This window comes from Stutzerimonas kirkiae, from assembly GCF_004327335.1.
GTDB lineage: Bacteria > Pseudomonadota > Gammaproteobacteria > Pseudomonadales > Pseudomonadaceae > Stutzerimonas > Stutzerimonas kirkiae.
Genome location: NZ_QJUO01000011.1, coordinates 70,623 through 88,717, shown reverse-complemented (window position 1 = coordinate 88,717; position 18,095 = coordinate 70,623). Strand labels below are relative to the sequence as shown.

The window sequence follows — 18,095 nt, the reverse complement described above, 5'->3', positions numbered from 1 at the left end:
CGTCAAAGCCGCCTTGACGGTGGGGTAGTGCATTTCTATAGTGCGCACAAGTGGTAGAAAGTGGTGGAAAGTGGGTGAATATGGGTCTCGCAGGTTAATTCAGAGGACATGCAGCCGTGTTTCGCGGAGCAAATGCCATCAGTCTCGACGCAAAAGGGCGCTTAGCGATGCCAAGCAGGTATCGCGACGAGCTCGTTTCGCGTTGTGACGGGCAGTTGATCGTGACCATAGATGCCGTCGACCGTTGCCTGTGCATTTACCCGCTGCCCGAATGGGAACTGATCGAAGCGAAGTTGCGTGAATTGCCATCCCTGCGCGAAGAAGCGCGTCGCCTGCAGCGCCTGTTGATCGGCAATGCGGTGGACCTGGAGATGGATGGCGCCGGCCGTGTGCTGGTGCCGCCGCGGCTTCGCGAATATGCCGGCCTGGACAAGCGCGCCATGCTGGTGGGGCAACTGAACAAGTTCAACCTGTGGAACGAGGACGACTGGAACGCTCAAGCCGATGCGGACCTGGCGGCCATCAAACAACCCGGCGGACTGCCGGAAGAACTGCGTGATCTTATCCTGTGAATCCGAATAGCAGCCTGGCGCATATCACCGTACTGCTCGATGAGGCCATCGAGGCCCTCGCCGTGCGCGCGGATGGCCGCTATGTGGATGGCACCTTCGGCCGGGGCGGGCATAGCCGGCTGTTGCTGCGCAGGCTCGGGCCACAGGGGCGCCTGCTCGGTTTCGACAAGGACCCGCAGGCGATCGCCACGGGGCAGGCACTGGCGGCCGAGGATGGCCGCTTTGTCGTTGTGCAGAGAAGTTTCGCGGAACTGGCCGATGAAGTGGCGCAGCGTGGCTGGGCCGGCGGCATCAGTGGCGTGCTGCTGGACCTTGGCGTGTCCTCGCCGCAACTGGACGATCCCGAGCGCGGCTTCAGCTTCCAGCACGATGGCCCGCTGGATATGCGCATGAACCCCGGGCGCGGCGTCAGTGCCGCCGAGTGGATCGCCAGCGCCGCCGAGGATGAAATCGCCCGTGTGTTCAAGGAATATGGCGAAGAGCGCTTCGCCAAGCGCATGGCGCGCGCCGTGGTGCTGCGTCGCCAGGAAGCGCCCTTCGAGCGTACCGCCGACCTGGCCCAGGTGCTGACGGTGGCCAACCCTGCCTGGGAAAAGGGCAAGAATCCGGCGACCCGTGCCTTCCAGGGGCTGCGCATCTTCATCAATAACGAGCTGGGGGATCTCGAGCGCGGGCTGGAAGCGGCCCTGGAGGCGCTGGAAGTCGGCGGTCGCCTGGTGGTGATCAGTTTCCATTCGCTGGAAGATCGTATCGTCAAGCAGTTCATGCGCCGCCAGGCGAAGGGCGAGGCCGACAACCTGCCGCGTGACCTGCCGATCATCCCCAAGGCCTTCGAGCCCCGCCTGAAACTGCTGGGCAAGCCAGTCTACGCCTCGGCGGAAGAAACCCGCGCCAACCCCCGCTCGCGCAGTGCCGTGATGCGTATCGCGGAGAAACTCCGATGAGCCGCTCACTGCGTTCGATGCCGCGTGGCAGCCTGTTGCTGCTGATGCTGTTCCTTGGCGTACTGGTGTCGGCCATCGGCGTGGCCTACAGCGCCCACTGGAATCGCCAGTTGCTCAACGATCTCTACGGCGAACTCAGCGAGCGCGACAAGGCCCAGGCGGAGTGGGGGCGGCTGATCCTCGAGCAGAGCACCTGGACGGCGCACAACCGTATCGAAACCCTGGCCCGCGAGCAGTTGAAGATGCACATCCCCGAAGCGGTGGATGTAAGGCTGGTGGCACCATGAGGCTGCAAGGTGCGCTCTATCCGTGGCGTTTCCGTATCGTCCTGCTGCTGCTGGCGCTGATGGTCGGCGCCATCGGCTGGCGTATCGTCGACCTGCAGGTGGTGGATCAGGACTTCCTGCAGGGCCAGGGCGATGCGCGTAGCCTGCGGCATATCCCGATTCCCGCTCACCGAGGGCTGATCACCGACCGCAATGGCGAGCCGCTGGCCGTCAGCACCCCGGTCACCACCTTGTGGGGCAATCCGCGCGAGCTGCAAGCCGTGCGCGAGCGCTGGGCCGAACTGGCCAGGGCGATCGGCCAGGAGCCGGAGGCCTTGAGCGAGCGCCTGCAGCAGCAGGCCGGTCGCGAGTTCACCTACCTGGTGCGCGGTTTGACGCCGGAGCAGGGGCAGCAGGTGCTGGAGCTGAAAATCCCCGGCGTCTACGCCCAGGAAGAGTTCCGCCGTTTCTATCCGGCCGGCGAAGTGGCCGCGCATGTGGTCGGTTTCACCGATATCGACGACCGTGGCCGCGAAGGCATGGAACTGGCCTATGACGAATGGCTGGCCGGGGTGCCGGGCAAGCGGCAAGTGATCAAGGACCGCCGTGGGCGCCTGATCAAGGACGTGCAGGTCACCCAGAACGCCAAGCCGGGCAAAGCCCTGGCGCTTTCCATCGACCTGCGCCTGCAATACCTGGCCCACAGCGAACTGCGCTCGGTGGTGCAGGAGTTCGGCGCCAAGGCCGCCAGCCTGGTGATGATCGACGTGAAGACCGGCGAGATCCTCGCCATGGCCAACCAGCCGACCTATAACCCGAACAACCGGCGCAACCTGCAGCCGGCGGCCATGCGCAACCGGGCGATGATCGATGTCTTCGAGCCGGGCTCGACCATCAAGCCATTCAGCATCGCCGCCGCCCTGGGTACCGGCAAGTACAAGCCCGAGTCGGTGGTGGACACTTCGCCGGGCAGCATGCGGATCGGCCGCTACACCATTCGCGACGTTTCCCGTGGCGGCCTGTTGACGCTGACCGGCATCCTGATGAAGTCGAGCAACGTCGGCGTCAGCAAGATTGCCCTGGATATCGGCGCCGAGCCGGTCTACTCGGTGTTGCAACAGGCCGGCTTCGGTCAGGATACCGGCCTGGGGTTCCCTGGCGAACGGGTCGGCAACCTGCCTAATCATCGTCGCTGGCATGACGCCGAAACGGCCTCGCTGGCGTATGGCTATGGCCTCTCCGTCACGGCCGTGCAACTGGCCCATGCCTATGCGCTGCTGGGCAACGATGGTGTCAACGTGCCACTTTCCCTGTTGCGCCTGGATCAGCCGCAGAAGGGTGTGCAGGTCATCGACCGGCATATTTCCAGCACCGTACTGCAAATGCTGCGGGCGGTCGTCGAGGAAGATGGCGGCGGCGGCGCGCGTGCCCGCGTGCCGGGTTATCACGTCGGCGGCAAGAGCGGCACGGCGAAGAAGATCACCGGTACCGGCGGTTATACGGAAGATGCCTATCGCTCCTTCTTCGCCGGCGTGGCGCCCCTGGCCAACCCGCGTATCGCCGCTGTGGTAGTGGTCGACGAACCATCCAAGGGCGGTTATTACGGCGGCCTGGTCGCCGCGCCGGTATTCGGCAAGGTGATGGCGCGCGCATTGCGGCTGATGAATGTCACCCCCGACAACCTGCCGCAAGTGAAGACCGTGCAGGCCGCCGCAGGCAAGGGAGGGCGCATCTGATGCCGATGCCGCTGAACCAGTTGCTGCCGCAGGCGGGCAGTTCGGTGCTGATCCGTGAGTTGACGCTCGACAGTCGCAAGGTGCGTCCGGGCGATCTGTTCCTGGCCGTGCCGGGCGCACAACAGGATGGCCGGGCACATATCCCCGACGCCATCGCCCGTGGCGCGGCGGCGGTCGCCTACGAAAGCGAAGGTGCGCAGGATATCTGGGCGGTGGGCGCCGTCCTGCTGCCGGTACGGCGACTGGCCAGCCAGTTGTCGGCGATCGCCGGGCGTTTCTATGGCGAACCGAGCCGCAGCCTGCGCCTGGCCGGCATCACCGGAACCAACGGCAAGACCAGCGTCAGCCAACTGGTCGCCCAGGCCCTCGATCGGTTGGGCGAGCGTTGCGGTGTCATCGGTACCCTGGGCACCGGTTTCCATGGCGAGCTGGAACAGGGCCGCCATACCACTCCCGATGCCCTCGGCGTACAGGCGACCCTGGCGCGCTTGAAACAGGATGGTGCGCGCGCCGTGGCCATGGAGGTTTCTTCCCATGGCCTGCAACAGGGCCGGGTGGCGGCCATCGATTTCGATGTGGCGGTGTTTACCAACCTGTCCCGCGACCACCTCGACTACCACGGCAGCATGCAGGCCTATGGCGAGGCCAAGGCCGCGCTGTTCGCCATGCCCGGCCTGAAGTGCCGGGTGATCAACCTGGACGATGCCTTCGGTCGCGAACTGGCGGCGTACAGGCAGGACTCGCGGCTTATCACCTATAGCCTGGAAGATCCTGCGGCCTACCTTTATTGCCCGCAAGTAACCCTTGATGATGATGGCATTCGTGCCCGCCTGGTCACGCCGCAGGGCGAAGGCTCGCTGCACAGTACCTTGCTCGGGCGCTTCAATGTCAGCAATGCGCTGGCAGCCATCGGCACCCTGCTGGCGCTGAACCACCCGCTGGATGAAATACTCGCCGTATTCCCCGCGTTGCAGGGGCCGGCGGGCCGTATGCAGCGCCTGGGCGGCAACCGCCGGCCACTGGTGGTGGTCGACTACGCACATACCCCCGATGCCCTGGAAAAGGTCTTGCTGGCCATGCGCCCGCATGTGCAGGGCCGCCTGATCTGCCTGTTCGGCTGTGGTGGCGAGCGTGATCGCGGCAAGCGCCCGTTGATGGCCGCCGTGGCCGAGCGCCTGGCCGATCAGGTGCTGGTGACCGATGACAACCCGCGTGGCGAAGCGGCCGCGGCGATTCGCGCCGAGATCATGCAGGGCTTTTCGGCGCCGGCGCCGGCGCCGGCGCGGGTTCGCGAGGTGGCAGGACGGGCCGCGGCGATCGCCACGGCCGTCGCCGCCAGTCGTATCGGCGATGTACTGCTGCTGGCGGGCAAGGGGCATGAGGATTACCAGGAAATCGCCGGCGAGCGCCTGCCTTTTTCCGATCTGCTCGAAGCGCGCAAGGCGCTGGATGCCTGGGAGGTGAGCCATGTTTGAGCCTATGCGCCTGAGTGATCTGGTCATGCCGCTGTCCGGGCGGCTGCTCGGCGCCGATGCCGCTTTCACCTCCGTCAGTATCGATAGCCGCGCCATCGAAGCGGGGCAGGCGTTCGTCGCGCTGACCGGGCCACGCTTCGACGGCCACGATTACCTGGCCGAAGTCGCGGCCAAGGGCGCCGTGGCCGCGCTGGTCGAGCGCGAGATCGACGGCGCGCCGCTGCCGCAACTGGTGGTCCGCGACACCCGCCTGGCGCTGGGCCAGTTGGGCGCGCTGAAGCGCTCGGCATTCCAGGGCGCGGTGGTAGCCGTGACCGGCTCCAGCGGCAAGACCAGCGTCAAGGAAATGCTGGCCGCCATTCTGCGCGTCTGCCATGGCGAAGAGGCCGTGCTGGCGACCCGCGGCAACCTGAACAATGATCTCGGCGTGCCCCTGACCCTGCTGCAATTGACGGAGCGTCACCGTTGCGCGGTGATCGAGATCGGCGCCTCGCGGCCTGGCGAGATCGCCTATACCGTCAGCCTGGCGCGCCCACATGTCAGCGTCATTACCAATGCCGGCAGTGCCCATGTCGGCGAATTCGGCGGTCCGGAGAAGATCGTCCAGGCCAAGGGCGAAATCCTCGACGGGCTCGACGAAAACGGTGTCGCCATCCTCAATCGCGATGACCCGGCTTATGCCGAATGGGCCGGGCGCGCAGGTGCACGGCGTGTATCGAGCTTCGCCCTGGACAATCCCCTGGCCGATTTCCAGGCCTCCGGCATCGGCCATGATTCGCGTGGCTGCGTCAATTTCACCCTGCGCGGGCCGGCCGTTTCGGCACCGGTCCAGCTCAACCTGCTGGGCCACCACAATGTGGCCAACGCCCTGGCCGCCGCCGCCGCCGCCCATGCCCTGGGTGGGGCGAGCGAAGCCATCGTCGCCGGCCTGCAGGCCCTGCAACCGGTCAAGGGGCGTGCCCTGGCCCGGTTGCTGGCCAACGGTGTGCGCCTGATCGACGACAGCTACAACGCCAACCCGGCCTCCATGCTCGCCGCCATTGATGTGCTGGCCGGTTTTGCCGGGCGCCGCGTACTGGTGCTGGGCGACATGGGCGAACTGGGCGACTGGGCCGAACAGGCGCATGCGCAAGTGGGCGCTTATGCGCGGGGCAAGGTCGATGCGCTATATGCGGTCGGCCCGCTGATGGAACACGCCGTGGCGGCCTATGGCCTGGGCGGCGTGCATTTTGCCGAGCAGGCGTTCCTGGTCGATGCGCTGCGCACCGAAGACGCCACCAACACGACGGTTCTGGTCAAGGGGTCGCGCAGCGCCGCGATGGACAAGGTCGTTGACGCACTGGCAGAAACTGCCACGGAGAATGATTGATGCTGCTGTTGCTCGCAGAGTATTTGCAACAATTCCACAAGGGCTTCGCAGTCTTCCAGTACCTGAGCCTGCGCGGCATCCTTGGCGTGCTCACGGCGCTGGTGTTGTCGCTGTGGCTGGGGCCACGGCTGATCCGTACCCTGCAACTGCGGCAGATCGGCCAGGCAGTTCGCAGCGATGGCCCGCAGTCGCACCTGTCCAAGTCGGGCACTCCGACCATGGGTGGTGCGCTGATTCTCAGCGCCATCGGCATCAGCACCCTGTTGTGGGCCGACCTGGGCAATCGTTACGTGTGGATCGTGCTGCTGGTGACCTTCCTGTTCGGCGCCATCGGCTGGGTCGATGACTACCGCAAGGTGATCGAGAAGAATTCCCGTGGCTTGCCGAGCCGCTGGAAATACTTCTGGCAGTCGGTGTTCGGCCTCGGGGCGGCGATCTTCCTCTATTCGACCGCACAGACTCCAGTGGAAACCACGCTGTTCCTGCCGCTGCTGAAGAACATCGAGATTCCCCTGGGGATCGGTTTCGTGGTGCTGACCTATTTCGTCATCGTCGGTTCGAGCAACGCGGTGAACCTGACCGACGGCCTGGACGGCCTGGCGATCATGCCGACGGTGATGGTCGGTGGCGCCCTGGGGATTTTCTGCTACCTGTCGGGCAACGTGAATTTCGCCGAGTACCTGTTGATCCCCTATGTACCGGGCGCCGGCGAGCTGATCGTGTTCTGCGGCGCGCTGATCGGCGCCGGCCTGGGTTTCCTCTGGTTCAACACCTACCCGGCACAAGTGTTCATGGGTGATGTGGGCGCGCTGGCGCTGGGCGCGGCGTTGGGCACCATCGCGGTGATCGTGCGCCAGGAAGTGGTGCTGTTCATCATGGGTGGGGTGTTCGTGATGGAAACCCTGTCGGTGGTGATCCAGGTCGCCTCGTTCAAGCTGACCGGCAAGCGCGTGTTCCGCATGGCGCCGATCCATCACCACTTCGAACTCAAGGGTTGGCCCGAGCCGCGGGTGATCGTTCGTTTCTGGATCATCACCGTGATTCTGGTGCTGATCGGCCTTGCCACGTTGAAGTTGAGGTAAGCGATCGTGTTGATAGCCTCCGACCAGTTCCGCATCGTTGTCGGCCTCGGCAAGAGCGGCATGTCCCTGGTTCGCCATCTGGCGCGCCGGGGCATCGCCTTTGCCGTGGTCGACACGCGTGCGAACCCGCCGGAACTGGAGAGGCTGCGCGAGCAATACCCGGATGTGGACGTGCGCTGTGGCGAACTGGAGGTGGATTTCCTCTGCCGCGCCGCCGAATTGCTGGTCAGCCCAGGCGTCCCCCTGAGTACCCCGGCCCTGCGCCAGGCTGCCGAACGCGGTGTGCGCCTGTCGGGTGATATCGAACTGTTCGCCCGCGAGGCGCGGGCGCCGATCGTCGCCATCACCGGTTCCAATGCCAAGAGCACCGTGACCACGCTGGTCGGCGAGATGGCGGCGCAGGCCGGCCTGCGGGTGGCGGTCGGCGGCAACCTGGGCACCCCGGCGCTCGATCTGCTGGCCGACGAGGTGCAGTTGTATGTACTGGAGCTTTCCAGCTTCCAACTGGAAACCACCGAGCGGCTGGGCGCCGAAGTGGCGACCTGCCTCAACGTCAGCGAAGACCATATGGACCGCTACAGCGGCCTGCCGGCCTACCACCTGGCCAAGCACCGCATCTTCCGGGGCGCCCGCCAGGTGCTGGTGAACCGCGACGATGTTCTGAGCCGTCCGCTGCTGGTCGATGATGTGAAGGTCTGGAGCTTTGGCCTGGGCCGGGCCGATTTCAACGGTTTCGGGCTGCTCGAGGCCGATGGCCGCAAGTGGCTGGCGTTCCAGTTCGAGCCGCTGCTGGCGGTGAGCGAACTGAAGATCCGTGGCGCGCACAACCAGGCCAACGCCCTGGCCGCCCTGGCCCTGGGGCACGCGGTAGGGCTGTCGTTCGAGGCGATGCTGCGCACACTGCGTACCTTTGCCGGCCTGCCGCACCGCTGTCAGTGGGTTGGCGAGCATGCCGGCGTGGCATATTACGATGATTCCAAGGCGACCAACGTCGGTGCCGCCCTGGCGGCGATCGAGGGCCTGGGTGCGGATATCGACGGCAAACTGGTGCTGATCGCCGGTGGCGACGGCAAGGGTGCCGATTTCTCCGCACTGCGCGAGCCGGTGGCGCGCCATTGCCGGGCCGTGGTGCTGCTCGGGCGCGATGCCGGGCTGCTGGCCGAGGCGCTGGACGGTGCCGTGCCGTTGCTGCGGGTCGAGAGCCTGGACGATGCGGTGGCCCAGGCGGCCGCCGTGGCGCAGGCCGGCGACGCGGTACTGCTGTCGCCGGCCTGTGCCAGCCTGGATATGTTCAGCAATTTCGAACAACGCGGACGCCTGTTCGCCGCTGCCGTGGGAGGGTTGAGCTGATGCTGGCCTTCCTGCGTGGTGCCCCGTCGCCGTTGTTTGGCCGCCGCGGCCTGGATGTCGATTTCCCGATGCTCGCGGGCTGCCTGGCGTTGCTCGGGCTGGGGCTGGTGATGATCACCTCGGCCTCCTCGGAAGTGGCTTCGGTCAACTCGGGCAATGCGCTGTATCACATGAGTCGCCACTTGGTCTATGTGGCGCTGGGGCTGGTCGCCGCCTGCCTGACGCTGCTGATACCGATCGCGACGCTGCAACGCTTCGACTGGGTGTTGTTGCTGATGGGTTTCGCCCTGCTGGTGCTGGTGCTGGTGCCGGGTATCGGCCGCGAGGTGAACGGCTCCATTCGCTGGATCGGCTTCGGTGCCTTCAACGTGCAGCCGTCCGAACTGGCCAAGGTGTTCGTCGTGGTCTATCTCGCCGGCTATCTGGTGCGGCGCCAGAAAGAGGTGCGGGAAAGCACCTGGGGCTTCCTCAAGCCATTCCTGGTGTTGCTGCCGATGGCCGGGCTGCTGATGCTCGAGCCGGACTTCGGCGCCACCGTGGTGATGATGGGGGCCGCGGTCGCCATGCTGTTCCTTGGCGGTGTCGGCTTGTTGCGTTTCAGCCTGCTGGTCGCCCTTGGCGTGGGTGCCGTGTATGTGCTGGTGCAGACCCAGGAATATCGCCTGCAGCGGCTGATCGCCTTCACCGACCCCTGGGCCGACCAGTACGGCTCCGGCTATCAACTGACCCAGGCGCTGATCGCCTTCGGGCGTGGCGAGTGGCTGGGGGTCGGCCTGGGCAACAGTGTGCAGAAGCAGTTCTACCTGCCGGAAGCCCACACCGATTTCGTGTTCTCGGTGCTGGCCGAGGAGTTGGGCATGGTCGGCGCGCTGCTGACGGTCGGCCTGTTCGCCTTCGTCGGGGTGCGGGCGCTGTACATCGGCCTGCAGGCGGAAAGGGCCAAGCATTTCTTCGCCGCTTATGTGGCCTGGGGCCTGGCCTTCCTCTGGCTCGGGCAGTTCCTGATCAATATCGGCGTGAACACCGGGCTGCTGCCGACCAAGGGCCTGACCCTGCCGTTCCTCAGCTATGGCGGCAGTTCGCTGGTAGTGACCTGCGCCAGCATGGCCCTGCTGCTGAGGATCGAGTGGGAAGCCCGGCACTCCTTCGGCAGCGCCGAGGCCGACTTCGACGAAGCGGATTTCCAGGAGCCGGCGGTGCCGGCCGCAGCGCGGGAGGCGAGCCATGGCCGCTAGCATCCTGATCATGGCCGGTGGTACCGGCGGGCATGTGTTCCCGGCACTGGCCTGTGCCGAGGAATTCCGTGCCCGGGGCTACCAGGTGCATTGGCTGGGTACGCCGCGTGGTATCGAGAACGAGCTGGTGCCGGCTGCCGGCCTGCCTCTGCATCGCATCGAAATCACCGGCTTGCGCGGCAAAGGCGCGCTGTCGTTGCTGAAAGCGCCGCTGCAACTGCTGCGTTCGCTGCTGCAGGCGCGTCGGGTGATCCGTGATGTGCGACCGGTCTGCGTGCTCGGCCTGGGGGGCTACGTCACCGGGCCGGGTGGGCTGGCGGCCAGGCTGGCGGGGGTCCCGCTGGTCATCCATGAGCAGAACGCCGTGGCCGGTACCGCCAACCGCGCCCTGTCCAGCTTTGCCCAGCGTGTCTGCGAGGCTTTCCCCGACACCTTCGTCGCCAGCGACAAGCGCCGTACCACCGGCAACCCAGTACGCCGCGAGCTGTTCCAGGGCACGCCGAGGGCGGCGCTGGAAGGCCGGCGCGCGCAACTGCTGGTGCTTGGCGGCAGCCTCGGCGCCGAGCCGCTGAACAAATTGTTGCCGCAAGCCCTGGCGCAGGTCGCGCCGGAACTGCGTCCCGAAGTGTTCCACCAGGCCGGCAAGCAGCATGCCGAGATCACCCGCGAGCGTTATGCGGCTGTGCAGGTCGCTGCCGAGGTCGAGCCTTTCATCAATGACATGGCCAAGGCCTATGCCTGGGCCGACCTGGTGATCTGCCGCGCCGGCGCGCTGACGGTCAGCGAGCTGGCCGCCGCCGGCCTGCCATCGTTGCTGGTGCCGCTGCCGCATGCCATCGACGATCACCAGACCCGCAACGCCGAATATCTGGCGAAGGAAGGCGCAGCCATCCTTCTGCCGCAAGCCAAGACTGATGCGTCCCGACTGGCCGCGCAGCTTACCGAGGTCATGATGCAACCCGAACGACTCGAAGCCATGGGCGCCAGTGCACGGCGCCTCGCCAGGCCTGATGCGACAGCGAAGGTAGTGGATATATGCCTGGAGGTGGCCAATGGCTAAGTCTCCCGCGGCGGTCAAGGCGGAAGTCCGGCGCATGCGCCGGATTCGCCGCATCCATTTCGTCGGCATCGGCGGTGTCGGCATGTGCGGTATCGCCGAGGTGCTGCTCAATCTCGGCTACGAGGTGTCCGGATCGGACCTGAAGGCCTCGGCGACCACCGAGCGCCTGGCCAGCTTCGGCGCGCAGATATTCATCGGCCACCAGGCCGGTAATGTCGCCGGTGCCGACGTGCTGGTGGTGTCCAGCGCGGTCAACGCCTCCAATCCTGAAGTGGCGCTGGCGCTGGAGCAGCGCATCCCGGTGGTGCCGCGTGCGGAAATGCTGGCCGAGCTGATGCGCTACCGGCATGGCATCGCGGTCGCCGGCACCCATGGCAAGACCACCACCACCAGCCTGCTGGCCTCGGTGTTCGCCGCTGGCGGGCTGGACCCGACCTTCGTCATCGGCGGGCGCCTGACCGCCGCCGGCACCAACGCCAAGCTGGGCGAGAGCCGCTACCTGATCGCCGAGGCCGACGAGAGCGATGCCAGCTTCCTGCACCTGCAGCCGATGGTGTCGGTGGTGACCAATATCGACGCCGACCATATGAGCACCTACGGCGGCGACTTCGGCAAGCTGAAGAAGACCTTCGTCGAATTCCTGCACAACCTGCCGTTCTATGGGCTGGCGGTGCTCTGCGTGGATGACCCGGTGGTACGCGAGATCCTCTCGCAGATCGCCCGGCCGATCACCACCTACGGTACCAGCGAGGATGCCGACGTGCGGGCGGTGGATATCCGCCAGGAAGGCATGCGCACCCATTTCACCGTGCTGCGCCAGGGCCGCGAGCCGATGGCCGTGTCGGTCAACATGCCGGGCAACCACAATGTACTGAACGCCCTGGCGACCATCGCCATCGCCACTGATGAGGGCATCGGCGACGAGGCCATCGTGCAGGGGCTGGCGGGCTTCGAAGGGGTCGGCCGGCGCTTCCAGGTCTACGGCGAGCTGGAAGTCGAGGGCGGCAGCGTGATGCTGGTGGACGACTATGGCCACCACCCCCGCGAAGTGGCGGCGGTGATCAAGGCGGTCAGGGGCGGCTGGCCGGAACGGCGCCTGGTGATGGTCTACCAGCCTCACCGTTTCACCCGTACCCGCGATCTCTACGAGGATTTCGTGCAGGTCCTGGCGGATGCCAACGTACTGCTGCTGATGGAAGTCTACCCGGCGGGCGAGGAGCCGATCCCCGGCGCCGACAGCCGCAACCTGTGCCACAGCATTCGCCAGCGCGGGCAACTGGACCCCATCTATATCGAACGTGACGTGGAGCTGGCGCCGCTGGTCAGTCCGCTGCTGCGGCCCGGCGATATCCTGCTGTGCCAGGGGGCGGGCGACATCGGTGGCCTGGCCCCGCAACTGATCAAGAGCCCGCTGTTCAAGAGGAGTGCGCAATGAGCGCCCTGCAGTCGACTCGCGACCCACGCGCCTTTGGCCGTGTCGCCGTGCTGTTCGGTGGCCGTAGCGCCGAGCGCGAGATTTCCCTGAAGTCCGGCGAGGCGGTGCTGGATGCCCTGCTGGCGGCGGGTGTGGATGCCTTCGGCATTGATGTCGCCGACGACTTCCTGCCGCGCCTGGGCAGCGAGCGCATCGACCGCGCCTTTATCGTGCTGCATGGCCGTGGCGGTGAGGATGGCAGCATGCAGGGGCTGCTGGAATGCGCCGGCATCCCCTACACCGGCAGCGGCATCCTGGCGTCGGCGCTGGCCATGGACAAGCTGCGCACCAAGCAGGTCTGGCAGAGCCTGGGGCTGCCTACGCCACGCCATGCGGCGCTGGCCAGCGCCGACGACTGCCGCGCGGCGGCGCAGGCGCTCGGCTTCCCGCTGATCGTCAAGCCGGCCCATGAGGGCTCCAGCATCGGCATGGCCAGGGTGGACGATCTGCCGGGGCTGATCGAGGCCTGGCGCGCCGCCAGCGGTTTCGATGCGCAGGTGCTGGTGGAGCAGTGGATCCAGGGGCCGGAGTTCACCATCGCCACCCTGCGTGGCCAGGTGCTGCCGCCGATCGGCCTGGGTACGCCGCACAGTTTCTACGACTACGACGCCAAGTACCTGGCCTCCGATACCCAGTACCGCATTCCCTGCGGGTTGGATGCCGAACGGGAGCGGGAGCTGAAGGAACTGACCGCGCGCGCCTGCGAGGCGATCGGCGTCAAGGGCTGGGGCAGGGCGGATGTGATGCAGGATGCCGACGGGCGCTTCTGGCTGCTGGAGGTGAACACCGTGCCGGGCATGACCGACCACAGCCTGGTACCGATGGCGGCCCGTGCGGCCGGGCTGGATTTCCAGCAACTGGTACTGGCCATCCTCGATGAAAGCCTGGAAGCGGGGGCCTGACGCCATGATCGCCACGCTGCGCCACTCTCGACCCATTGGCGGACAGCCCATCGGAGGACGCACCGGCCGCAAGCCGGCGCCCCGTGGCGCCAGCCGCCTGGTAGAGCCGCAGCCATTCTCCGTACGCCTGCCGCGTATCGACCTGGGCGGCCTCAAGCGACTGCTCTGGCCGCTGCTGCTGGTCGCTCTGCTGGCGGGCTTGTACGAGCTGGGACAGCGCCTGATGCCTTATGCGGACCGGTCGATCGCCAAGGTCAGCGTGCAGGGCGACATGAGCTATATCAGCCAGCAGGCCGTGCAGCAGCGCATCGCCCCGTTCGTCGAGGCGAGCTTCTTCAAGGTCGACCTGAACGGCCTGCGCGGCAACCTCGAAGAGATGCCGTGGATTTCCCATGTGGAAGTGCGGCGGGTCTGGCCGGACCAGGTCGCGGTGCGCCTGCAGGAGCACCTGCCGATCGCGCGCTGGGGCGACCAGGCGCTGCTGAACAACCGTGGCCAGGCTTTTTCGCCAAATGACCTGACACATTATGAACACTTGCCGCAGTTGTATGGTCCCAAGCGCGCTGAACAGAAAGTCATGCAGCAATATCAAATGCTTAGCCAGATGTTGCGGTCGCTCGGCTTTTCCATCCAGCGGCTTGAGCTGCGTGAACGCGGCAGTTGGTTCCTGAGTACTCACCAGGGCCTGGAGCTGCTGTTGGGGCGCGATCATATCGCCGAGAAAATGCGCCGCTTCACTGCCATCTATCAGCAGGAACTGGCGGAGCAGAGCGAGAAAATTGCCCGGATCGATCTTCGTTACGCCAACGGCCTGGCCGTGGCCTGGCGTGAACCGGTCCACCTGGCGGACGAAATGACCGCCGCCGTGAAGAATTGAGGAACGAAAGAGAATGTCCAGCGTGCAGAACGGCAAGATGATCGTCGGACTCGATATTGGCACTTCCAAGGTGGTTGCCCTGGTCGGTGAAGTGTCGGGAGATGGCGAACTGGAAATCGTGGGCATCGGCACCCATCCGTCACGCGGCCTGAAGAAAGGCGTGGTGGTGAATATCGAGTCCACCGTGCAGTCCATCCAGCGGGCGGTGGAAGAGGCCCAGTTGATGGCGGGCTGCCGAATCCACTCGGCCTTCGTCGGCCTGGCCGGCAACCACGTGCGCAGCCTGAACTCCCACGGCATCGTGGCGATCCGCGACCGCGAGGTGAGCGGCGCCGACCTGGAGCGCGTGCTGGATGCCGCCCAGGCGGTGGCGATCCCGGCTGACCAGCGGGTCCTGCACACCCTGCCGCAGGACTACGTCATCGACAACCAGGAAGGCGTGCGCGAGCCGCTGGGCATGTCCGGCGTACGCCTGGAAGCCAAGGTGCATGTGGTCACCTGCGCGGTGAATGCCGCGCAGAACGTCGAGAAATGCGTGCGCCGCTGCGGGCTGGAGGTCGACGACATCATCCTCGAGCAACTGGCCTCGGCCCACGCGGTGCTGACCGATGACGAGAAGGAACTGGGCGTCTGCCTGGTGGATATCGGCGGCGGCACCACCGATATCTGCATCTTCACCGAGGGTGCGATCCGCCACACGGCGGTGATCCCGATTGCCGGCGACCAAGTCACCAACGATATCGCCATGGCGCTGCGCACGCCGACCCAGTATGCCGAGGAGATCAAGATTCGCTATGCCTGCGCGCTGGCCAAGCTGGCGGGCGCCGGGGAGACCATCAAGGTCCCCAGCGTCGGCGACCGCCCGCCGCGCGAGCTGTCGCGCCAGGCCCTGGCCGAAGTGGTGGAGCCGCGTTACGACGAGCTGTTCACGCTGATCCAGGCCGAACTGAGGCGCAGCGGCTACGAAGACCTGGTACCGGCCGGCATTGTCCTGACCGGCGGCACCTCGAAGATGGAAGGCGCCGTGGACCTGGCCGAGGAAATTTTCCATATGCCGGTACGGCTGGGGGTTCCCCATCGCTTCAAGGGGCTGGCCGATGTCGTGCGCAACCCGATCTACTCGACCGCTGTCGGCCTGCTGCTCTATGGCCTGCAGAAGCAAACGGACGGTACGCCGTCCGCGGGTAACGGGACGAGCGAAGACAACAAAACATCTGTCCTGGAGCGGCTGAAGAGCTGGGTCCAGGGCAATTTCTGAGCAGTGCAGTGCAGCTGTAACACAAAACTAGAAAGCTGGAAGGAGAGAGGGAAATGTTCGAACTCGTAGACCATACCCCGCAAAATGCAGTCATCAAGGTCATCGGCGTAGGTGGCGGCGGCGGCAACGCGGTCAACCACATGGTGCGTAACAACGTCGAAGGCGTGGAATTCATCTGTGCCAATACCGATGCCCAGGCGCTGAAAAAGGTCGAGGCACGTACGGTATTGCAACTCGGCTCGTCCATCACCAAGGGCCTGGGCGCCGGCACCAACCCGGATATCGGGCGCCAGGCGGCCACCGAGGATCGCGAGCGCATCGCCGAGGTGCTGGAAGGCGCCGACATGGTCTTCATCACCACTGGCATGGGTGGTGGCACCGGTACCGGCGCGGCGCCGGTAATCGCCTCGGTCGCCAAGGAGATGGGCATCCTGACCGTCGCCGTGGTCACCCGTCCGTTCCCCTTCGAGGGCCGTCGCCGCATGCAGGTCGCCGACGAGGGGATCCGCGCGCTGTCCGAGTGCGTCGACTCGCTGATCACCATCCCCAACGAAAAGCTGCTGACCATCCTCGGCAAGGACGCCAGCCTGCTGTCGGCCTTCGCCAAGGCGGACGACGTGCTGTCCGGCGCGGTACGCGGCATTTCCGACATCATGCAGCGTCCGGGCCTGATGAACGTCGACTTCGCCGACGTCAAGACCGTCATGGGCGAGATGGGCATGGCGATGATGGGCACCGGCTGCGCCACCGGCCCGAACCGGGCGCGTGAAGCGACCGAGGCGGCCATTCGCAACCCGCTGCTGGAAGACGTCAACCTGCAGGGCGCGCGTGGCATCCTGGTCAACATCACCGCCGGTTTCGACCTGTCCCTGGGCGAGTACGCCGCCGTGGGCGAAATCATCGAAGCCTTCGCTTCCGATGAGGCGACGGTCAAGGTGGGCGCGGTGATCGACCCGGACATGAGCGACGAACTGCATGTCACCGTGGTCGCCACCGGCCTGGGTGCGCGTGGCGAGAAGCCGGTCAAGGTGGTCGACAACACCCTGGCCACGCCGAACGTCGCGGCTGCCATGGTACCGGCCCGTAACGAACATGCGCCGGTCAACTACCGCGATCTGGAGCGTCCGACCGTGATGCGCAACCAGGCACAGGCGGCGGCCACCGCGGCCCGTCTGAACCCGCAGGAAGACCTGGATTACCTGGACATTCCGGCATTCCTGCGTCGTCAGGCCGATTGAAGCGGTTTATCGGGGGGATAAGTGTGATCGGTATTCAGCAAACAGGGCTTCTGCTATCATCGCAGCCCTTTACTGAAAGCCATTCGCAGCGGATACAGCGAACCAAGCCATGATCAGACAACGCACACTGAAGAACACCATCCGCGCTACTGGCGTCGGTTTGCATTCGGGGGAAAAGGTCTACCTGACCCTGAAACCGGCACCGGTCGATAGCGGCATCGTGTTCTGCCGCACCGATCTCGTTCCGCCGGTGGAGATTCGCGCCCTGGCGGGGAATGTCGGTGCGACGACCATGTCCACGACCCTTATCAGTGGTGATGTCAAGGTCGATACAGTGGAGCATCTGCTTTCGGCCATGGCCGGCCTGGGCATCGACAATGCCTATGTCGAACTGTCCGCGTCGGAGGTGCCGATCATGGATGGCAGCGCCGGTCCCTTCGTATTCCTGATTCAATCGGCGGGCCTGCAGGAGCAGGACGCCCATAAGAAGTTCATCCGCATCAAGCGGGAAGTGACGGTGGTGGATGGCGACAAGCGCGCTACCTTCCTGCCGTTCGAAGGTTTCAAGGTGAGTTTCGAGATCGATTTCGACCATCCAGTGTTCCGTGGTCGTACCCAGACCGCCAGCGTGGATTTCTCCAGTACCTCCTTCGTCAAGGAGGTCAGCCGGGCCAGGACCTTCGGGTTCACCCGCGATCTGGAGTTCCTGCGTTCGCACAACCTGGCGCGTGGTGGCAGTGTGGAAAACGCCATCGTGGTCGACGACGATCAGGTGCTCAACGAAGATGGCCTGCGTTACGAGGACGAATTCGTCAAGCACAAGATACTCGATGCCATTGGCGACCTTTATCTGCTGGGAACCAGCCTGATCGGCGAGTTCCGTGGCTACAAGTCGGGGCATGCGTTGAACAACCGCCTGCTGCGTACGCTCATGGAGCAGGAGGATGCCTGGGAACTGGTGACCTTCGACGATCCTGAAACCGCACCGATTTCTTATATGCGTCCGGCCGCAGCCGGCTGAGCAATACTCTCTTTCCTTTTAAAACCACCTTCGGGTGGTTTTTTTTCGGAACACGGAAATCCAATGGCTTGAATGTGTCCGCGAGCTGCATGGGGGGACGCATTGGGTTCATGGGCAAGGCAGCCCGCAGTCGCCTTCTCACGGGCATATGCGAGGGTGTCATGGCGTAGCGCTGCATTGCGAGCGGATTGGCAATCAAGTGTGCGTGGCTTCAGGATCGTAGAGCGCGATCTCGG

At 65.4% G+C, this 18,095-nt stretch carries 16 protein-coding genes; all 16 read left to right on the top strand.

The window, feature by feature from the left end; translation table 11 throughout:
- The first annotated feature begins 116 nt into the window (after nt 1–116).
- Nucleotides 117–572: a division/cell wall cluster transcriptional repressor MraZ gene (gene mraZ, locus DNJ95_RS08345; protein WP_131184258.1), complete on the top strand. Its 456-nt coding sequence runs from the start codon at nt 117–119 to the stop codon at nt 570–572.
- Entirely contained in the window at nt 569–1,516 is a 948-nt protein-coding gene (gene rsmH / locus DNJ95_RS08340; RefSeq protein WP_131184257.1) for a 16S rRNA (cytosine(1402)-N(4))-methyltransferase RsmH, read from the top strand. The genes mraZ and rsmH overlap by 4 nt, the downstream gene beginning before the upstream one ends.
- Nucleotides 1,513–1,803: a cell division protein FtsL gene (gene ftsL / locus DNJ95_RS08335; RefSeq protein ID WP_131184256.1), complete on the top strand. Its 291-nt coding sequence runs from the start codon at nt 1,513–1,515 to the stop codon at nt 1,801–1,803. Before rsmH ends, ftsL begins: the two co-directional genes overlap by 4 nt.
- Nucleotides 1,800–3,518, top strand: a complete 1,719-nt coding sequence (locus DNJ95_RS08330; RefSeq protein WP_131184255.1) for a peptidoglycan D,D-transpeptidase FtsI family protein — start codon at nt 1,800–1,802, stop codon at nt 3,516–3,518. Before ftsL ends, DNJ95_RS08330 begins: the two co-directional genes overlap by 4 nt.
- Complete coding sequence (locus tag DNJ95_RS08325; RefSeq protein ID WP_131184254.1) at nt 3,518–4,993, top strand: UDP-N-acetylmuramoyl-L-alanyl-D-glutamate--2,6-diaminopimelate ligase; 1,476 nt, start codon at nt 3,518–3,520, stop codon at nt 4,991–4,993. Before DNJ95_RS08330 ends, DNJ95_RS08325 begins: the two co-directional genes overlap by 1 nt.
- Entirely contained in the window at nt 4,986–6,362 is a 1,377-nt protein-coding gene (locus DNJ95_RS08320; protein ID WP_131184253.1) for a UDP-N-acetylmuramoyl-tripeptide--D-alanyl-D-alanine ligase, read from the top strand. Before DNJ95_RS08325 ends, DNJ95_RS08320 begins: the two co-directional genes overlap by 8 nt.
- Nucleotides 6,362–7,444: a phospho-N-acetylmuramoyl-pentapeptide-transferase gene (mraY, locus tag DNJ95_RS08315; RefSeq protein WP_131184252.1), complete on the top strand. Its 1,083-nt coding sequence runs from the start codon at nt 6,362–6,364 to the stop codon at nt 7,442–7,444. Before DNJ95_RS08320 ends, mraY begins: the two co-directional genes overlap by 1 nt.
- Nucleotides 7,445–7,450: 6 nt before the next feature.
- Nucleotides 7,451–8,794: a UDP-N-acetylmuramoyl-L-alanine--D-glutamate ligase gene (gene murD / locus DNJ95_RS08310; RefSeq protein WP_131184251.1), complete on the top strand. Its 1,344-nt coding sequence runs from the start codon at nt 7,451–7,453 to the stop codon at nt 8,792–8,794.
- The gene (gene ftsW / locus DNJ95_RS08305; protein ID WP_181953382.1) at nt 8,791–10,029 is read left to right on the top strand and encodes a putative lipid II flippase FtsW; all 1,239 of its coding nucleotides are present in this window, start codon (nt 8,791–8,793) and stop codon (nt 10,027–10,029) included. Before murD ends, ftsW begins: the two co-directional genes overlap by 4 nt.
- A complete protein-coding gene (murG, locus tag DNJ95_RS08300) occupies nt 10,019–11,089 on the top strand; it encodes an undecaprenyldiphospho-muramoylpentapeptide beta-N-acetylglucosaminyltransferase (RefSeq protein ID WP_131184249.1) in 1,071 nt (356 codons plus the stop codon). The genes ftsW and murG overlap by 11 nt, the downstream gene beginning before the upstream one ends.
- Nucleotides 11,082–12,524: a UDP-N-acetylmuramate--L-alanine ligase gene (gene murC, locus DNJ95_RS08295; protein ID WP_131184248.1), complete on the top strand. Its 1,443-nt coding sequence runs from the start codon at nt 11,082–11,084 to the stop codon at nt 12,522–12,524. Before murG ends, murC begins: the two co-directional genes overlap by 8 nt.
- A complete protein-coding gene (locus DNJ95_RS08290; RefSeq protein WP_131184247.1) occupies nt 12,521–13,465 on the top strand; it encodes a D-alanine--D-alanine ligase in 945 nt (314 codons plus the stop codon). The genes murC and DNJ95_RS08290 overlap by 4 nt, the downstream gene beginning before the upstream one ends.
- A gap of 4 nt (nt 13,466–13,469) precedes the next feature.
- Nucleotides 13,470–14,342, top strand: a complete 873-nt coding sequence (locus DNJ95_RS08285; RefSeq protein WP_131184285.1) for a cell division protein FtsQ/DivIB — start codon at nt 13,470–13,472, stop codon at nt 14,340–14,342.
- Between the two features lie 13 nt (nt 14,343–14,355).
- A complete protein-coding gene (gene ftsA, locus DNJ95_RS08280; protein ID WP_131184246.1) occupies nt 14,356–15,600 on the top strand; it encodes a cell division protein FtsA in 1,245 nt (414 codons plus the stop codon).
- A gap of 53 nt (nt 15,601–15,653) precedes the next feature.
- Complete coding sequence (ftsZ, locus tag DNJ95_RS08275) at nt 15,654–16,838, top strand: cell division protein FtsZ (RefSeq protein WP_131184245.1); 1,185 nt, start codon at nt 15,654–15,656, stop codon at nt 16,836–16,838.
- 109 nt (nt 16,839–16,947) lie between these two features.
- Nucleotides 16,948–17,859 (top strand): UDP-3-O-acyl-N-acetylglucosamine deacetylase, encoded by a 912-nt coding sequence (gene lpxC / locus DNJ95_RS08270; protein WP_131184244.1) that lies wholly within the window; start codon nt 16,948–16,950, stop codon nt 17,857–17,859.
- The last annotated feature ends 236 nt before the right edge of the window (nt 17,860–18,095 follow it).

Bases quoted from the DNA above. Each gene is read 5' to 3' on its own strand.
- ftsL (WP_131184256.1), top strand. From the start codon at position 1,513: ATGAGCCGCTCACTGCGTTCGATGCCGCGTGGCAGCCTGTTGCTGCTG.
- DNJ95_RS08330 (WP_131184255.1), top strand. From the start codon at position 1,800: ATGAGGCTGCAAGGTGCGCTCTATCCGTGGCGTTTCCGTATCGTCCTG.
- DNJ95_RS08325 (WP_131184254.1), top strand. From the start codon at position 3,518: ATGCCGATGCCGCTGAACCAGTTGCTGCCGCAGGCGGGCAGTTCGGTG.
- DNJ95_RS08320 (WP_131184253.1), top strand. From the start codon at position 4,986: ATGTTTGAGCCTATGCGCCTGAGTGATCTGGTCATGCCGCTGTCCGGG.
- mraY (WP_131184252.1), top strand. From the start codon at position 6,362: ATGCTGCTGTTGCTCGCAGAGTATTTGCAACAATTCCACAAGGGCTTC.
- murG (WP_131184249.1), top strand. From the start codon at position 10,019: ATGGCCGCTAGCATCCTGATCATGGCCGGTGGTACCGGCGGGCATGTG.
- murC (WP_131184248.1), top strand. From the start codon at position 11,082: ATGGCTAAGTCTCCCGCGGCGGTCAAGGCGGAAGTCCGGCGCATGCGC.
- DNJ95_RS08290 (WP_131184247.1), top strand. From the start codon at position 12,521: ATGAGCGCCCTGCAGTCGACTCGCGACCCACGCGCCTTTGGCCGTGTC.
- DNJ95_RS08285 (WP_131184285.1), top strand. From the start codon at position 13,470: ATGATCGCCACGCTGCGCCACTCTCGACCCATTGGCGGACAGCCCATC.
- ftsA (WP_131184246.1), top strand. From the start codon at position 14,356: ATGTCCAGCGTGCAGAACGGCAAGATGATCGTCGGACTCGATATTGGC.
- ftsZ (WP_131184245.1), top strand. From the start codon at position 15,654: ATGTTCGAACTCGTAGACCATACCCCGCAAAATGCAGTCATCAAGGTC.
- lpxC (WP_131184244.1), top strand. From the start codon at position 16,948: ATGATCAGACAACGCACACTGAAGAACACCATCCGCGCTACTGGCGTC.